Annotated in this window: 10 protein-coding genes; 3 read left to right on the top strand and 7 right to left on the bottom strand. The window is 71.6% G+C overall.

The window, feature by feature from the left end; all coding sequences use genetic code 11:
- Window positions 1-45 precede the first annotated feature (45 nt).
- The 6 genes from AB0D18_RS15760 to AB0D18_RS15735 all read right to left on the bottom strand — a co-directional run bounded on the left by AB0D18_RS15760 (window position 46) and on the right by AB0D18_RS15735 (window position 13,074).
- Window positions 46-1,662 (bottom strand): succinic semialdehyde dehydrogenase, encoded by a 1,617-nt coding sequence (locus AB0D18_RS15760; protein WP_362417497.1) that lies wholly within the window; start codon window positions 1,660-1,662, stop codon window positions 46-48.
- A gap of 140 nt (window positions 1,663-1,802) precedes the next feature.
- Window positions 1,803-3,434 (bottom strand): serine/threonine-protein kinase, encoded by a 1,632-nt coding sequence (locus tag AB0D18_RS15755; protein ID WP_362417494.1) that lies wholly within the window; start codon window positions 3,432-3,434, stop codon window positions 1,803-1,805.
- Between the two features lie 125 nt (window positions 3,435-3,559).
- The gene (locus tag AB0D18_RS15750) at window positions 3,560-5,470 is read right to left on the bottom strand and encodes a serine/threonine-protein kinase (RefSeq protein ID WP_362417594.1); all 1,911 of its coding nucleotides are present in this window, start codon (window positions 5,468-5,470) and stop codon (window positions 3,560-3,562) included.
- A gap of 191 nt (window positions 5,471-5,661) precedes the next feature.
- The gene (locus AB0D18_RS15745; RefSeq protein ID WP_362417491.1) at window positions 5,662-8,577 is read right to left on the bottom strand and encodes a protein kinase; all 2,916 of its coding nucleotides are present in this window, start codon (window positions 8,575-8,577) and stop codon (window positions 5,662-5,664) included.
- 234 nt (window positions 8,578-8,811) lie between these two features.
- A complete protein-coding gene (locus AB0D18_RS15740) occupies window positions 8,812-11,172 on the bottom strand; it encodes a serine/threonine-protein kinase (protein ID WP_362417488.1) in 2,361 nt (786 codons plus the stop codon).
- A 195-nt stretch (window positions 11,173-11,367) separates the two neighbouring features.
- The gene (locus tag AB0D18_RS15735; protein WP_362417485.1) at window positions 11,368-13,074 is read right to left on the bottom strand and encodes a glycerol-3-phosphate dehydrogenase/oxidase; all 1,707 of its coding nucleotides are present in this window, start codon (window positions 13,072-13,074) and stop codon (window positions 11,368-11,370) included.
- Between the two features lie 314 nt (window positions 13,075-13,388).
- Here AB0D18_RS15735 and AB0D18_RS15730 point away from each other — a divergent pair, with 314 nt between their 5' ends.
- The 3 genes from AB0D18_RS15730 (at window position 13,389) to AB0D18_RS15720 (ending at window position 15,624) form a co-directional block, all read left to right on the top strand.
- Window positions 13,389-14,651, top strand: a complete 1,263-nt coding sequence (locus tag AB0D18_RS15730) for a nucleotide sugar dehydrogenase (protein WP_362417482.1) — start codon at window positions 13,389-13,391, stop codon at window positions 14,649-14,651.
- A gap of 140 nt (window positions 14,652-14,791) precedes the next feature.
- Window positions 14,792-15,388, top strand: coding sequence for a hypothetical protein (locus AB0D18_RS15725; RefSeq protein ID WP_362417479.1), 597 nt, complete (start codon window positions 14,792-14,794; stop codon window positions 15,386-15,388).
- Window positions 15,388-15,624, top strand: a complete 237-nt coding sequence (locus AB0D18_RS15720) for a hypothetical protein (RefSeq protein WP_362417476.1) — start codon at window positions 15,388-15,390, stop codon at window positions 15,622-15,624. Before AB0D18_RS15725 ends, AB0D18_RS15720 begins: the two co-directional genes overlap by 1 nt.
- 80 nt (window positions 15,625-15,704) lie before the next feature.
- Here AB0D18_RS15720 and AB0D18_RS15715 read toward each other — a convergent pair whose 3' ends face one another.
- Window positions 15,705-16,832, bottom strand: a complete 1,128-nt coding sequence (locus AB0D18_RS15715) for a GuaB3 family IMP dehydrogenase-related protein (protein WP_362417473.1) — start codon at window positions 16,830-16,832, stop codon at window positions 15,705-15,707.
- Between the last annotated feature and the right edge of the window lie 75 nt (window positions 16,833-16,907).

The raw sequence follows: 16,907 nt of genomic DNA, 5'->3' as shown, positions 1-16,907 counted from the left end.
AAAGTGAAAAGCGAAGGGTGAATGAGGGCGACGGGGCGGCCGCCGTCAGCGCAGGCGCAGTGCCTTCATCACCTTGAGGCTGGTGGTCATGAACGCGGCGTACTTCTCGTCGTCCATCCCGAAGGACGGCGCGAGCGGGATCAGCCGCTGCTGGGCGACGGTCTGTGCCTCGGTGTACTTGAGGATTCCCTCGGAGCCGTGCCTGCGGCTCAGTCCGGACTCCTTCATGCCGCCCATCGGGGCACGCACGCTGGCGTACGCGGGGCTGTACCCCTCGTTGATGTTGACGGTGCCGGTGCGCAGCTTGGAGGCGACGGCGTGACCGCGCTTGCCGTTCTTGGTCCATACGCTCGAATTCAGGCCGTACGGCGTGCCGTTGGCCTCCGCGACGACCTCGTCCTCGTCGCGGAACCGGTAGATCGAGACGACCGGGCCGAAGGTCTCCTCGGAGCAGACCGCCATCGGGGACTCGACGCCCTCCAGGATGGTCGGCTCGTAGAAGTAGGGGCCGACGTCGGGGCGGGCGGTGGCGCCGGCCAGGACGGTGGCGCCCTTGTTGACGGCCTCCTCGACGTGCCGGGACACGGTCTCCAGCTGGCGCGGGCCGACGAGGGAGCCCAGGTCGGCGCCGTACGCGAGGGAGTTGCCCAGCCGCATCGCCTTCGTACGGGCGACGAAGCGCTGCACGAAGTCGTCGGCGATCGACTCGTGGACGTACAGCCGCTCGATGGAGATGCAGAGCTGGCCGGCGGAGGCGAAGCAGGCGCGGACGGCTCCGGCGGCGGCCTTCTCCACATCGGCGTCCTCAAGGACCAGCATGGCGTTCTTGCCGCCGAGTTCGAGGGAGACGCCGACCAGGCGGGCGCCGGCGCTCTGGGCGATCTCACGGCCGGTGCGGGTGGAGCCGGTGAAGGAGACGTAATCGGCGTGCTTGACGACCTCGGGGCCGACGACGGGGCCCTCGCCGAGGACGACCTGGAAGACCTCGGGCGGCAGGCCCGCCTCGACGAGCAGGTCACGGCCCCACAGGGCGGACAGCGCGGTCTCGGTGTCGGGCTTCATCACCAGGGCGTTGCCCGCGACGAGGGCGGGCAGGCAGTCGCCGACCGACAGTTCGAAGGGGTAGTTCCACGGCGAGATCTGACCGACGACACCGCGCGGCTGACGCTGCTCGGTCACCTTGGTGAGGACCGGTACGGCGCCGGTGTGGTGCTTGGCCTTCAGGTACGCGGGGGCCTGGCGGCCGTAGTGCCGGGCGGCCATCGCGACGGCCTGGACCTCCTCGTGCGCATGGAGGCGGGCCTTGCCGGTCTCCAGCTGGACGAGGTCGAGGATCTCGGCCTGCCGCTGGAGGACCAGGTCGTGGAAGCGCAGCAGGACCGCGGCCCGCTGCTTGACGGGCACGGCCGCCCAGGCGGGCTGTGCGGTGCGGGCCCGTTCGAAGGCGGCGGCGACGTCCTCGGGCGTGGACTCGGGCAGGTCGGCCAGCTTCTCGCCGGTGAGCGGCGCATGGCTGGCGGTCCGTCCGGAACCGACCACTCCGCGCGTCAGCTGGGCGACCACTTCGGGAGTGATCACGTCGGCCGCGGTGCGGGCGCCTGCGGGCGCTTTGGCCACGGGGTTGGTGCCGAGGGATGCCGTGAGGGCCTGCGAGTCCGTCATACGAGCGAGCGTATGGCCCGGCGGACACTTTTGGTACCCGTCGGTAATGGCTTTTCACCGGCCCCTCACGACCGCGCCAGCAGTTGCTGGCACATAGCCCCTGATCAGGTGGCTTGCCGAGTGATCGACCGACTCGGAGCCTAGAGCTCCAGGATCTTCAAGTACTTCATGACGTCGTCGAACAGCTGCTCGCCCTCGGCCGTGAACTTGCTCGCCGACGGCGCGTTCACCTCGATCCGCCAGTACGCCTTCTTGTCCTTGCCGACCACGACCCGCTCGTGCCTGTGGCGGCGGGTCGGGTCGGCGCCGCTGTCGGAGTAGTCGGTGTAGTCCACGACCGCGTCGTACGCGGGGTGCTCCTGCTGCTTGCTCTCGAAGACGCGCACCTTGGCGTTCTTCATCTCGGTCTTGTCCTTGCCGCCCTGCGCGTAGTAGGTCTCGCGCGCCTTCATGGCCGGCGGCTGGTTGTCCTTGTCGATCTCGACCCGGACGATGTGGACCTGGAAGACGTTGCCCGGTTCGTAGTAGTCCTCGGTGTTGTCCGCGCTGTCGTCGTACGACTTGTAGTCACCGGGCAGGTGGAACTCCGCCGTGACGCTCTGCAGCGCCCGGTGCATCTTCCAGCCCTCCGGCGGTTTGTCGGCCGCGAAGGGGTTCACCAGGAGCAGTACGAGCGCGAGCGCGACCACCAGCGCACCGCCGAGCAGCCCGAACCGCGCCTTCTTGCTGCGCCGGAGCACCGGCGGCACCCAGTCCGCGGCGGTCCCCGGCTGGATCACCCGGGTCACGGCCGCCGGGGGCGGCGGCGCCTGCCCCGTGGCCTTCTCCAGCGCCTGGCGCACCTCCGCCGGGTTCGGGCGGGCCGCCGGGTCCTTGTGCAGGAGCCGCATCACCAGCGTGCCGAACGCCCCGGAGCCACGGGCGGGCGTCTGCGGGTCGGCGGACAGCACGGCCTGGAGGGTGGCGGGGGTGTTGGAGCGGCGGTACGGCGACATGCCCTCGACCGCCGCGTACAGCACGACGCCCAGTGACCACAGGTCGGAGGCGGGGCCCGGTCGCTGCCCCAACACCCTTTCCGGGGCGATGAATTCGGGCGAGCCGACGAACCCGCCGGTCTCGGTGAGTCCCTGCTCGCCCTCGACCTGTGCGATGCCGAAGTCGCTGAGCACCACCCGGTCGCCCTGCCCGAGCATCACGTTGTCGGGCTTGACGTCCCGGTGCAGCACTCCCGCCTGATGGGCGGCGGTCAGCGCGTCGAGCACGGCGAGCCCGATGCGGGCGGCCTCCCGTACGTCGAGGGTGCCCTCCTGCAGCCGGTCGGCCAGCGAGTGCCCCTGGACCAGCTCCATCACGATCCACGGCTTGCCGTCCTCGACGACCACGTCGTGCATGGTGACCACGGAGGGGTGCTCGATGCGGGCGGCGGCCCGTGCCTCGCGCTGCATGCGCAGGTAGACGTTCTGCCGCTCGCGGTCGGGCAGATGGTCGGGGACGCGGGGCTCCTTCACCGCGACGTCCCGGTCGACGACGTCGTCGTGGGCGCGCCAGACCGTACCCATGCCGCCGTGGCCGAGCCGGGAGACCAGCCGGTAGCGCCCGCCGATGGTGCGGCCGGCCTCCGGGTCGGTCAGCTGGGTCGCCTGGGTGGGCACATGTGCCTGGGTGGGGCCCTGCGGTGCGTCGTACTGCGGTGATTGGGGTGCGTGCGGTGCGTTCGGCGGTCGGAGCCCGTAGCTGGTGGGCTCGTACGCCTGTCCCCCGTCGTTCGTCATGCACCCATCCTGACGGGCGCCCGCTTCCGGTGACCACTGGGCTGGTTGAGCGATACAGAGCCGTGACCGTGTCAACACCCCTGCATCACGTGCGCAGACGGGTCCGGGACGGGTCCGCGGCGGGGCTACTGCGTGGTGCTCCAGCCCTGCGTCAGGACGTCGAAGCGTTCCTTGGTCACGCCCCGCTCCGCCGCGGGTCCGGTCACGTACATCGCGTACTCGGGGCCGGTCTCGTCGATGTAGAGCATGTCCAGCGCGTAGCGCGGGCCCGCCGACCTGCCGCCCTCCCGGAACGTGAACTCCAGTACGCCGCTTTTCCGGTCGCGGTAGGTGTCCTGCTCCAACCGCACCCGGCGGAACTGGGGCAGGGTGTTGCTGATGCCCTTCTCCAGCCGGACCAGGTGGTCGTAGGGGTTGCTGTAGTCGGGCGAGGGGTCGACGTTGATACGGATGAGGTGGCGCCCGTCGTCCGGCGTGAAGTCGTACTGGCCGGGCTTGGCGTCCACCCGCTTCCAGCCGTCGGGCACGGGCAGGCTGAAGCCGTCCCCCTTCACCATGTGCCAGCCGGCCGGAGCCTCGCCCGCCTTGGGCTTGTCCTTGCCGTCGGCCGGGTCGTCGCCCTTGGCCCCGCCGTTGTCCCCGCCCTTGGCCGGGGCGTCGCCACCCTGTTGACCCGAAGAGGTGGAGGCCTGGTTGCCGCCGGTGGACGAGGAGTCGTTGTCCTTCCACTGGAGGACTCCGAATACGGCTCCACCGCCGATGACCGCCGCCGCAAGCACCAGGAGCAGCACCTTCCCGCGCCGCTTGCCCGGCGACGGCGACGGCTGCTGCTGCGTGTGCTGTTGCTGCTGCGTGTGCTGCGGCTGTTGCTGCTGCATGTGCTGCTGCTGTTGCTGTTGCTGCTGGGTGTGCCGCTGCATCTGCCCCTGCGGCGACGTGTGGTCAAACGGCGGCGTGTGCCCCGTCGGGGGGTGCCGGTAGGCATGCGGGTACTGCTGCTGTGCCCCGTACGCCGATGCGGGTCCCCCGCGCGACCCGTACCCGGACCCCGGCCCCTCCTCCCGCACCGCCATCGGCGTCGTCGGCGGAACCGGCACGGACGACTGGAGTTCCTCCTGCGACACCTGCCGCGTCGGCACGTACTCCTGCGCCGCCCTGGGCCGCCGCCCCGCCCGCGCCTCCCGCAGCATCTGCTCCGTCTCGGCGGCACTCGGACGCTCGTCGGGCTCCTTGCGCAGCAGCGCGACGATCACCGGTGCGAGCGCTCCCGCGTTGTACGAAGGTGAGGGGTCCTCCGCGACCACCGCCTGCATGGTGCTGATCGGCGAGGTCCTACGGAACGGCGAGCGCTCCTCGACCGCCGTGTACAGCGTCGCGCCGAGCGCCCACAGGTCGGAGGCGGGACCCGGGCCCTCGCCCCGGATTCGCTCGGGTGCCAAGTAGTCCAGCGAGCCGACCAGTTCACCGGTCCTGGTGATCGTGGAGTCGCCCTCGATGGCGGCGATCCCGAAGTCGGTCAGCAGCACCCGGCCGTCCTTGGCCAGCATCACGTTGCCCGGCTTCACGTCCCGGTGCAGCACGCCGACGCCGTGCGCGGCGCGCAGCGCGGCGAGCACCTGAAGGCCGATCCTGGCCGCCTCCTGCGGGTCGCAGCTTCCGGTCTCCTTGAGCCGGTCCGCGAGCGAGGGCCCGTCGACGTACTCCATGACGATCCACGGCCGGTCGTCGTGCTCCAGCACGTCGTGGACGGTGACGACGCCGGGGTGGTTGATCCGGGCGGCGGCCCGCGCCTCCTTCTGCGTACGCGCGTGCAGTACGACGCGGTCGGCCTCGGCGGCGTACAGACCGGCCCGCAACTCCTTGATGGCGACGGTGCGGTGCAGCACCTCGTCGCGGGCGCGCCAGACGCGGCCCATGCCGCCGCTGCCGAGGACGTCACCCAGGCGGTAGCGCCCGGCGAGCACCTGGCCCGTTTCCGTACCGCTGCCCGTACTGCTGCCCGCGCCGCCGCTCGTACCGCTGTTGGCGTTCTCCATGATCCGGCTCACCGCCCCGTGTCTCAGGGGCACCAGGTTACGGATCAGGGTTCCGGAGGTGGAACACAGGGGCGATCACGAGACCGCACCGTGACACGTTCGTCCCCTACGCACCGTGATACGCCCTGTGTACGACGCCACTTGCGCTGCCCGCACCGCTCGCGCCACTTGTGCCGCCCGCACCGCTCGCGCTACTTGGTCGACCGGTAGTGCAGCACCGCCGCCTCGTACACCTCGCTCACCTCGTCACGCTGCGACTCCGGGCCGATGACCTGGATGATGTGGTACGTCCCGCCGACGATCATCGCCTTGTTGCGCACGAAGACGTCCCGGCCGCTGCTGTCCTTCCAGGTGAACTGGCCCTCCGCCGCCGCCTGTTGGCCGACGCTGATCCGCCGCAGCCCGGACTGCTGGGCCCAGGTGGAGTCGCGCAGGGGCTGCAACTCCTGCTCCTCCTTGAGCTGGTACACCATCGGGTCGCCGCCCTTGGCCTTGACGGTGTCCCGGCCGGGAACGACGACGATCTCGATGTCGTACCCCTGGTAGCGGACCTGGCGGCTGCCGTTCATCGGCGTCCGCCGCCAGTTCTTGTCGACGGCGATCTGGAAGCCGCCCTCGTCCTTGCGCAGGACATACCCGGAGGGCAGGCCCGAGGCCGGGTTCTGGGTGGGCGGGGGGTCGGCTGCCGGGGACTTCCCCTGGCCCTGATCGTTGCCCTGCCCCTTGCCCTGGTCGTTGCCCTGGCCCTTGCCCTGACCGCCGTCCGTCCCGCCGGTGGGCGGGTCGTCGGAGCGCTCGGGTGCGGGCTGCTGCTGGTCGGGCTGCGCCCCACCGGACTGCACTCCACCGGACTGCGCGGGCTGGTCGCTGCCCGTGTTCTGCCCGCTCGGCTCCTCACTCCCGCCGCCCTTCGGCAGGAACATCACGGCGTACACGACGGCCGCCGCGAGCCCGGCCAGTACGAGCACCAGCAGCCACCGCCCCATCGAGCGCGGCTGCCGCGCCCCGATGCGCGGCTCCCGCTGCACACGCGGGGCGCGCGGCGCCCGCTCGCGGGCCGCCTTCTCCCGGCCCTTGTCCTTGCCCTGCTTGTGCCGGTGCCGCCCGTGCTGCGACGCACCGCGCCGCTTGCGTACGAGCTCGCCCCTGCGCCGTACGATCGGCAGCCGCGTGGCGTCCGGCGGCGACGGCAGCGGTACGACCTTGGTGCCCGCGTCAGGCTCCGGCGCGGACCGTACGAGCGAACGCAGCCAGCCGCGCAGCTCCTCGAAGTCCGGCCGCTCGGTGGGGTCCTGGCGCAGCAGCGACTCGACGACCGGCCGCAGCGGACCGCACTCCTCCGCGAAGGCGGGCGGCTCGGCGCACACCATCTGCACCAGCTCGGCGGTGTTGTCCTCCGGGTAGGGCGCATGCCCCTGCACGACACGGAACAGCAGTGCGCCGAGTGCCCACAGATCGGTGGCGGGCCCGATCGGCGGCGCCAACTGCCAGTTCTCGTACACGGGCCCGGCCTGCTCGGGCGCCCACCGCTCGGTCACGGCGCCGATGACCGCGATCCGGGTCTGGCGGGCGCGCTCCGCCGCGAGCGGCGTGCTGGGGCCCCGGTAGGGCAGCCCGGCGATGACGTCGTCCCAACGACCGCTGCCGCCAGGCGACTTGGCTGGAACCGGAACGGTGGACGGGGCGGCCGCGACGGACGGGGAGGATCCGGCGGGCGGGGCGCCCTGGCCGACGCGTACACGGTCGAGTTCCTGCCCGTGCCCGGACTCCGCAGGGTGGCTGTGCCGCAGTTCGTCGGCGCGCAGTGCCTCGCCGCCACCGCCCCGGGGCATGACCCCGTGCCAGGCCGTCCCGGGACCTTGTCCCGTGACCCGCTCGACTCCCTCGCCGGGGTTTCCCCGATCGCCCAGCTCCCCTCGCTCACTTCGGGAAGCCGTGCCGGAGGGCAGGCTTCCGAAGGGCGAAGTGGTTCCCTGGCGAGGCCGGTTCGGCGAATCGCCGTAGGGAGAGACGGGGCCGGTACCGGCCGCTGCGGCGCCGTACGGTGACACCGCGCGGGTGCCGGTGCCTGTGCCTGTGCCAGTGCCGGTGCCTGTCCCCGAGTCCGTTCCTTCTGTGGCGGCCGTGCCGGACCCCGCCGCCGGGTCCTGGAGGTACGGGCTGCGCGGCGGGTCGACGGCCTGGCGGCGCTGGTCCTCGGTGGCCCTGGCCGCCGCCCGCGCACCCGCCCGGTACGCGGCTATCGCCCCGGCCCTGGCCGCCCGCGCGTCGCCCGCCGGGGGCGAGGCAGGAAGCACCGGCTCCACTCCTGCACCCCCGGCCGGCTGCCCTGCTGCCCGGCCCAGGAAGTCCGTGGGAAGCGCCGGAAGCGCGGGCCGACCGGAACCGGACGCACCACCCGGCGCCACATGCCCGCGCGGCACCGGCACCGAGGCCTCGCCCCAGCCGTCCGTGCCACCGCCTGGCCCGCCCGGTGGTCCCGACGGCGACACGGGGGCGGGTCCCGCTCCCGCCCCGGGGATCGGCGCATACCCGCACAGCGCCTCCTCGGCCGCGCCCGCCGCCAGCCCCGTCAGCACGATGCGGCCGTCGTCGCAGACCAGCACCGTGCGGACGGTGATGTTCCGGTGGGTCCAGCCGTGCGCGTGCAGCACCCGCAGCGCGGTGAGCACGTCGGAGGCGACCTCGGCTGCCCGGTACGGGCTGAGCGGGGCCTCGGCGAGCAGTGCCGCGAGCGGCCGCGCCGCCACCAGTTCACTCACTATCCACAGCGAGCCGTCTTCCTCGAAGACGTCGAAGACCTGGTCGAGCCGGGGGTGGTCGGGGATCTGCGCGGCGGCCTGCGCGGCCTCGATGGCGCGCCGCACGGCCGGATCGCCGGACCGGCGCGGCGCGCCCCGCCCGCCTGCGGGCCTCCGGTGCACCGGCCCGCCCTCGCCGTCGACGAACTCCGCGTCGACCACCTCCGGCAGCGGTACCTGCCGTACGAGAACCTCCTGGCCGCTGTACCCGTCAAAGGCCCGCGTCTCCACCAGGTCGTACTCGTCGGAGGGCGGCAACGGCAGGCGGTAGCGGTCGGCAAGCACCCGTCCCGCGTAGTCGTCCACGACGCCTCCCCAAAGCGCGCTTTTCCCCGCTGTCCCCGGTCGTCTGCGCCGACCACCGGGACTGATCTTCGTGACCATCGGGACCGCTCGAAACCATCAATTCCGGTCGTTTACCGGCGTATTGCGGCTGCGTACGGTCCACGGCGTCTCACGATACGTGGCAATACCCCGTCGCGAGGCGGTGTCAACGCATCCGGGTCAACTCCGGGTCAAACGCGCTTCCATGCGCCCCGGTCAGTCGGTCGGCTTGAACGTGGCGAACGCGGTGTCGCGCAGCTTGGTGCACTCCGCGCCGTTCCACTCGGCGTCCGGGCAGCTCACCATGATCGAGTAGCCGTGCGTCGCGTCCACCCGGAAGCCCCGGTTGAGCACGTGGACCCGCTGGCCCTTCTGGTCGCGCTTGAACTCCCAGTCGGCGGTGGTGGGGTAGCCGTTGTAGGAGACGGGCCTGATGCCGATCTGATCGAAGTTGGTGCTCAGGGCCGCGGTGGTCGCGACCGACTTGGCCCAGGCGGCAGCCGCGTCAGTACCGGGGCTGCCGTTGAAGTCGACCTGAACGCGCGGGAATCCGCCGTCCTTCTTGTTGTATATCCCGCCGGAGTTCTGACCCGCTATGGCCGTTTTCCGGTACCCGTCGGGCATGGCCATCGAGAAGTGGAACTGGCTGTCGCTGACCGTCGTGAACCCGGCCGGCACCGCGTCACCGGCAGGCTTTTCGGCGGACGGGCCACCGGGCGGCTTGGTTTTGCCGGTGTTCCCGCCCGTGCCGCCGCCCGCCCCGTTGCCCTTGTCCGGGTCGGTGCCCTTGCCCTTGTCGGGGTCCTTGTCCGCGTTCTTGCTGCCGCCGGCCGTCGCCCCGCCAGAGGTGGACGTGCCGTTCTTGCCTTCGTCGCCGGGCGTGTCCTTGTTCAGCGCGAGCGCGATCACCGTGCCCAGCACGGCGAGCGCGGCCACCAGCGCGACCACGAGCAGCGCCCGCTTGCGCGTGGCGGGCGACATGCCGCCGACGGTCCCGGGCGACGTACCGCCGCCGCCCGAACCGGAACCGGACGACTGCATCGCTGCAGCCGGACCGGCCACCGCCGGAGCGACCGGAACAGCGGCCGCAGCAGCGGGCGCGGCCTTCGCGGGCTTCTCCATCCGCACGGCGGCCGGCTTCTTCGCCTTCGCCGTACGGGGCGCCTTCGCCGAACGGGGCTCCTTCGTCGTACGGGGCGCCTTCGGCTCCGCAGAAACCGGCGGAAGCGGCGGAAGCGGAACCACCTTCGTGGCGTCCGACCGCGCCAGCTCGTCGCCGGCCTCGTCCGCCTTGTCCAGCTGGGTGAGCACGTCGTTGAGGAGCGCCCGCGCGCCCGCGTCGTCGAGCCGCTGCGCCGGGTCCTTGACGAGCAGCCCGTAGATGACCTCCTCCAGCGGTCCCGCGTTCTTCGGCGGGTCGACCGGCTCGGTCATCACGGCGGTCAGCGTCGCGATCGCGGACCCCTTGTCGTACGGCGGAACCCCTTCCACCGACGCGTAGATCAGACCGCCCAGCGACCACATGTCGGCGGCGGGACCCGGCTTGTGGCCGCGCGCCCGCTCCGGCGAGATGTACGAGGGGGCGCCGACCAGCATGCCGGTGGAGGTGATCGAGGGGTCGCCCTCGACCTGGGCGATGCCGAAGTCGGTCAGGACGACCCGGCCGTCCTCGGCGATCAGTACGTTCGACGGCTTGACGTCGCGGTGCAGGATGCCCTGCCGGTGCGCGGCACGCAGGACGTCGAGGATCGCGAGCCCGACCTCGGCAGCCCGACGCGGCGTCAGCAGGCCGTCCTCACGGATCGCTTCGGCGAGCGACTTGCCCTCGACCAGCTCCATGACGATCCACGGCCGGTCGTCCTCGTCGACGACGTCGAAGACCGTGACGGCGCTGTTGTTGCGAATCCGGGCGATCGCCTTCGCCTCGCGCAGGGTGCGGGTGATCAGGCGGCGCTTCTCGTCCTCGTCGATGGCGGTCGGGAAGCGCAGCTCCTTGACTGCGACGGTCCGGCCGAGCGTCTCGTCGACGGCCCGCCACACGGTGCCCATGCCGCCCCGGCCGAGCACGTCACCGAGCCGGTAACGCCCGGCCAGCAGGCGGCCCTCGACCTCCTTGGAGGTGTCCGACGCGGCATCCCTGGCAGCTTCCGCCGCCGCCTTCTCGTCGGCCAGCGCACCCCGGGACTCAGCATCCCGGAACTCGGCGTCCCCGGCCCCGCGAGTCCCCGCGCTCCCGGACTTGGCACCGCGAACCCCGGCACTCCCGGACTTGGCACCGCGAACCCCGGCATCCCCGGACTTGGCACCACGGCCGCCGGCGCTCCCGGACTTGGCAGCTCCGGCAGCTCCGGCACCTCCAGCGCCCCCCGCTACGGCATCCGCATCCGCATTCCCGGACACGCCGTCACGGACCCCCGCATCCCCGGACTCGGCGTCACGGGTCGCCGCATTCCGGGACCCAGCGTCCTTGGCAGCGTCCTGAGAATCGGCACCCCCGGCGCCCCCGGACACGGCATCCTTCTTGTCGGACACGGCATCCTGCGTGCTCTTCCGCGACTGCTCCGGCTCGTCCGACATGCGTCCCCTCTGCGATCCCTGATCTTCGCCCCGTGCCCCGGCCCGTACGAACACGTCGCAGACCTTCTCGGCGGCTTCCCCGGCGATGCGGCAACCCGCCCTGGCAGAGCCCCCATTGTCCCCCACGCGCGGACCGCCAACACCCCCGGGGCGCGGGCGGTCCGCCGCGCCCCGCGCCCGCCCCCGTACCCACCCCTACAAAGGGACGATGTCCGGCGCCCCCAGCCTGGCCGCGTCCGCCGTCAGGTCGTCCGGCTGCCGCTGCGACTCCCGCTCCGACTCGACCCGCTTCTCGTAGTGCTCCACCTCCCGCTCCACCTGCCCCTTGTCCCAGCCCAGTACCGGAGCCATCAACTCGGCACACTCCAGCGCGCTCAGCGTCCCCCGGTCGAACGTCTCGATCGAGATCCGGGTGCGCCGCGTGAGTACGTCGTCCAGGTGCCTGGCCCCCTCGTGCGAGGCCGCGTAGACGATCTCCGCCCGCAGATAGTCGTCGGCCCCGGTCACCGGCTCACCGAGCCCCGGGTCCTGCGCGATCAGCTCCAGCAGTTCCTCCGTCAGGGACCCGTACCGGTTCAACAGGTGCTCCACCCGCACCACATGAAGGCCCGTCCGGGCGGCGGTCCTGGCCCGCGCGTTCCACATCGCCTTGTACCCCTCGGCGCCCAGCAGCGGCACGTCCTCGGTCACGCACTCCGCGACCCGGACGTCCAGCGCGTGCACCGCCTCGTCGACGGCGTCCTTCGCCATCACGCGGTAGGTCGTGTACTTGCCGCCCGCGACCACCACGAGCCCCGGCACCGGATGCGCCACCGTGTGCTCCCGGGAGAGCTTGCTGGTGGCGTCCGACTCCCCGGCCAGCAGGGGCCGCAGGCCCGCGTACACCCCCTGCACGTCGTCCCGCGTCAGAGGCACGGCCAGCACCGAATTCACGTGCTCCAGCAGATAGTCGATATCCGCACTCGAAGCCGCCGGGTGCGCCTTGTCCAGATCCCAATCGGTATCCGTGGTTCCGACAATCCAGTGCCGCCCCCACGGAATGACGAAAAGAACCGATTTCTCGGTCCGGAGAATCAGCCCGGTCGTCGAATGAATTCGGTCCTTCGGCACCACCAGGTGAATTCCCTTGGAGGCCCGGACGTGGAACTGTCCGCGCTCCCCGATCAGCGCCTGGGTGTCGTCGGTCCACACCCCGGTCGCGTTCACCACCTGCTTCGCCCGGATCTCGTACTCGCCCCGGGCCTCGACGTCCTCGACGCGCACACCGACGACCCGCTCGCCCTCCCGCAGGAAGCCGATGACCCGGGCCCGGTTGGCGACGTGCGCACCGTAGGCGGCGGCGGTGCGCACCAGCGTCGCCACATAGCGGGCGTCGTCCATCTGCGCGTCGTAGTACTGGAGCGCCCCGGTGAGCGCGTCCTTCTTCAACGCCGGTGCCACGCGCAGCGCGTGCCGCCGCGTCAGGTGACGGTGCATCGGCAGCCCGCGCCCGTGCCCCGACGACAGCGACATGGCGTCGTACAGCGCCACGCCCGAGCCCGCGTACCACCGCTCCCACCCCTTGTGCTGGAGCGGATAGAGGAAGGGCACCGGCTTGACCAGGTGCGGAGCGAGGCGCTCAAGCAGCAGCCCGCGCTCCTTCAGCGCTTCCCGTACGAGCGCGAAGTCGAGCATCTCCAGATAGCGGAGCCCGCCGTGGATCAGCTTGCTCGACCTGCTGGAGGTCCCCGAGGCCCAGTCCCGCGCCTCGACGAGCCCGGTGGACAGGCCCCGCGTGACGGCGTCCAGCGCCGTGCCCGCACCGACCACGCCCGCGCCCACCACCAGCACGTCCAGTTCCCGCTCGGTCATCGCGGCGAGCGCCTCTGCGCGCTCGGCCGGTCCCAGTGTCGCTGTCCTCACTGCTGCCTCCCGTTGGTGCGGTTGGTGCGGTTGGTGCTGTCCTGTTGGGCGGGTGTGACCGGGGCCACTCCACTGATTCTCGCCGCAGGCCGGTGCTTCAGCCACCGCCTGTGGACAACCGGGGGCACGGCCCTCGCCGAGACCACCCACACGAGGACGCCAAATCCCTCATAACGGTCATATTTACGCCTAGTCTGACATTTCCTCGGCTCGAATTGTCCACAGGGCTTGCGCACTGTCCCACCTCCGGTTATTGGAGGCGGCCCGGCAGATCCGCGACCCGGAGGGACCTCAAGGGAAGGACGGCTCACACCATGCCCGCAGACCTCGCCGTCATCGGACTCGGCCACCTCGGTCTCCCCCTCGCCCAGGCCGCCGTCGCCGCCGGCATCGCCACCATCGGTTACGACACCGATCCGCACCCCGTCGCCGAGCTCTCCGCCGGCCGCCCGCCCGTGGACGGCTCGCTCTCCGCCGCCGAGATCCGCCGGATGCTCGCCGGGGGCTTCCGGCCGACCACCGACCCGGCCGAGCTGGGCCGGGTCCGTACCGCCGTCATCTGCGCCCCGACCCGCCTCGGCCCGGACCGCACCCTCGACCTGTCCGCCGTCGAGGCCGCGGCCCGCACGCTCGCGTCGCGCCTGCGCCCGCACACCACCGTGCTCCTGGAGTCGGCCGCCTACCCGGGGGCGACCGAAGAATTCCTGCGCCCCCTCCTGGAGGCGGGATCCGGCCTGCGCGCGGGCCGCGACTTCCACCTCGCGCACTCCCCCAGCCGGCTGGACCCCGGCAACCGCACCCACGACTACGCGCACACCCCCAAGGTCATCGGCGGCCTCACCCCCGCCTGCACCGAGTCGGCCGCCGCCTTCTACGGCCGCCTCACCGACAAGGTGGTACGCGCCCGCGGCCCACGCGAGGCGGAGACCGTCGGCGTCCTCGAAACCAACTTCCGGCACGTCAACATCGCCCTCGCCAACGAGATGGCCGTCCTCTGCCACGACCTCGGCGTCGACCTCTGGGACGTCATCCGCTGCTCCGAGACCAAGCCGTACGGTTTCCAGGCCTTCCGCCCCGGCCCCGGAGTCGGCGGCCACAGCGTCCCCCTGGACCCCAACTACCTCTCCTACGGCAGCCGTACGCCCGGCCACCCGCTGCGCATGGTCGGCCTCGCCCAGGAGATCAACGGGCGGATGCCGCAGTACGTCATCCAGCGCTGCGCCACCCTCCTCAACGAGCACGGCAAGTCCGCGCGGGGCGCCCGCGTCCTGCTCCTCGGTGTCACCTACAAGCCCGACCTCGCCGACCAGGAGGGCTCCCCCGCCCCCGAAATCGCCACCCGGCTGCGCGACATGGGCGCCCATCTCACCTACCACGACCCGCACGTCCCGCACTGGCGCGTGCGCGACGTCCCCGTCCCCCGCGCCGACTCCCTCTATGAGGCGGCGGCAGCGGCGGACCTGACGATCCTGCTCCAGCACCACCGGACGTACGACCTCCAGGGCCTGGCGGTAAAAGCCCAACTCCTGCTGGACACAAGGGGAGCGAGCCCGGCGGGGGCGGCTTACCGGCTCTAGCGCACCGGTACCGGTTCCCCTCGCGCAAGGAATGAACCCGAAATCCGCACACCCCCTGTCAGCGACGGCTGCTAACGTCAGGCCGCACATCCGAACTTATGCACGCTTTACGCGCGTCCGCTCCCAGGGGGGAACCACCCATGTCCTATCCCGCTCAGCCGCCCCAGCAGCCCGGTGGCAATCCGTACGCCCAGGGCCAGCCCGCCCCCGGCCAGTACCCGCAGGCTCCCGGGCAGTACCCGCAGGCGCCGGGCCAGCTCCCCCAGCAGGGGCAGTTCCCGGGCCAGCCCGGCGGTGGCCAGTTCGGCGGCGGCTTCCCGCCGCCCGCTCCGGCCCGCCGCGGCAACGTGGGCCTCGGTCTCCTGGCCGCCTTCGTGGTCGCGCTGATCGCGGCAGGCGTCTACGGCGCGATCATGGGCGCAGTGGAGGCAGAGGTGGGCTACGCCGCGGTGGGCGTCGGCCTCCTCATCGGCCTCGTGGCGGGCAAGGTCGGCGGCTTCAACCCGGCGATCGCCGTGGTGAGCGTGATCCTCGCCCTGGTCGCGGTCTACCTCGGCCAGATGCTGGGCTACGCGATCTTCATCTCCAAGGCGGCGCCCATCGGCGTCATGGAGATCTTCACCCAGCACTTCGGCGAGCTGAACACCGGCTGGAAGAAGGAGCTGGACTTCATGTCCTTCGTCTTCTTCGCCCTCGGTGCCGTCGGCGCCGTCTCCGGGGCCAAGAAGGCCTCCTAGTGGACGCGCACCTCTTCGTGCTGGTCCTCGGCCTCGCGGCCCTCGCCTACGGAGCCTGGCTGGCTCTGACCGCCCCGGCCCGCGAGCGCCAGGCGGTCAGCAACCTGGAGCTGCGGGCCGCGGCGCGGTGCGAAATGGCCTCACCCGGCCCCCTGCAGACGACGACCGGTTTCCGCGTGCTCGGCACGATCGCCGCGGTCGGCGGCGCCGTCCTGGCACTACTGAGCCGGCTCTAGCACCCGGCACACACGCCAGTGGCCCGGCACCACCTCATAGAGGCGGCGCCGGGCCACTGGCGTACGTACGACAAAAGCGATCAGCGGCGGTGCTGCGAGTCCGCCACCGTCACCTCGACGCGCTGGAACTCCTTGAGCTCGCTGTAGCCCGTCGTCGCCATCGAACGGCGCAGTGCGCCGAACATGTTCATCGAGCCGTCCGGCACGTGCGAGGGACCGGTCAGGATCTCCTCGCTGGTGCCGACCACGCCCAGGTTCATGCGCTTGCCGCGCGGCACGTCCTCGTGGACGGCCTCCATGCCCCAGTGGTGGCCCTGGCCGGGCGCGTCCGTGGCACGGGCCAGCGGGGAGCCCATCATCACGGCGTCCGCACCGCAGGCGACGGCCTTCGGGATGTCGCCGGACCAGCCGACACCGCCGTCGGCGATGACGTGCACGTACCGGCCGCCGGACTCGTCCATGTAGTCACGGCGCGCGGCGGCCACGTCGGCGACGGCGGTGGCCATCGGGACCTGGATGCCCAGCACGTTGCGCGTCGTGTGCGCGGCGCCGCCACCGAAGCCCACCAGCACACCGGCAGCACCGGTACGCATCAGGTGCAGGGCCGCGGTGTACGTGGCACAGCCGCCCACGATGACCGGGACGTCCAGCTCGTAGATGAACTGCTTGAGGTTCAGCGGCTCGGCGGCACCGGAGACGTGCTCGGCCGAAACCGTCGTCCCCCGGATCACGAAGATGTCGACACCGGCGTCGACCACGGCCTTGGAGAATTCGGCCGTACGCTGCGGAGACAGCGCGGCGGCGGTGACCACGCCCGAGTCGCGCACCTCCTTGATGCGCTGCCCGATCAGCTCCGCCTTGATGGGCTCGGAGTAGATCTCCTGGAGGCGGCGGGTGGCGGCGCCCTCGTCGTTCAGTTCGCGGATCTCGGCCAGCAGCGGCTCCGGGTCCTCGTACCGCGTCCAGAGGCCTTCGAGGTTGAGTACGCCGAGGCCACCCATCTCACCGATGCGGATGGCGGTCTGCGGCGAGACGACCGAGTCCATCGGAGCGGCCAGGAACGGCAGCTCGAAACGGTAGGCATCGATCTGCCAGGCGATCGAGACCTCCTTCGGGTCCCGCGTACGCCGGCTCGGCACGATGGCGATGTCGTCGAACGCGTACGCCCTGCGGCCGCGCTTGCCGCGCCCGATCTCGATCTCAGTCACGTTGTGTGGCCTTTCCCTCTTGGTCTGCCGTTCCAGTATCCCCGACACGCCCGAAAGGGACGGCCCGGGGAATCC

The organism is Streptomyces sp. NPDC048442 (assembly GCF_040651475.1).
Lineage (GTDB): Bacteria > Actinomycetota > Actinomycetes > Streptomycetales > Streptomycetaceae > Streptomyces.
This window is presented reverse-complemented; position numbering and strand designations above follow the sequence as displayed.

Coding starts and splice junctions, on each gene's coding strand:
- AB0D18_RS15760 (WP_362417497.1), bottom strand. CDS start 1,662: ATGACGGACTCGCAGGCCCTCACGGCATCCCTCGGCACCAACCCCGTG.
- AB0D18_RS15755 (WP_362417494.1), bottom strand. CDS start 3,434: ATGACGAACGACGGGGGACAGGCGTACGAGCCCACCAGCTACGGGCTC.
- AB0D18_RS15750 (WP_362417594.1), bottom strand. CDS start 5,470: ATGGAGAACGCCAACAGCGGTACGAGCGGCGGCGCGGGCAGCAGTACG.
- AB0D18_RS15740 (WP_362417488.1), bottom strand. CDS start 11,172: ATGTCGGACGAGCCGGAGCAGTCGCGGAAGAGCACGCAGGATGCCGTG.
- AB0D18_RS15730 (WP_362417482.1), top strand. CDS start 13,389: ATGCCCGCAGACCTCGCCGTCATCGGACTCGGCCACCTCGGTCTCCCC.
- AB0D18_RS15725 (WP_362417479.1), top strand. CDS start 14,792: ATGTCCTATCCCGCTCAGCCGCCCCAGCAGCCCGGTGGCAATCCGTAC.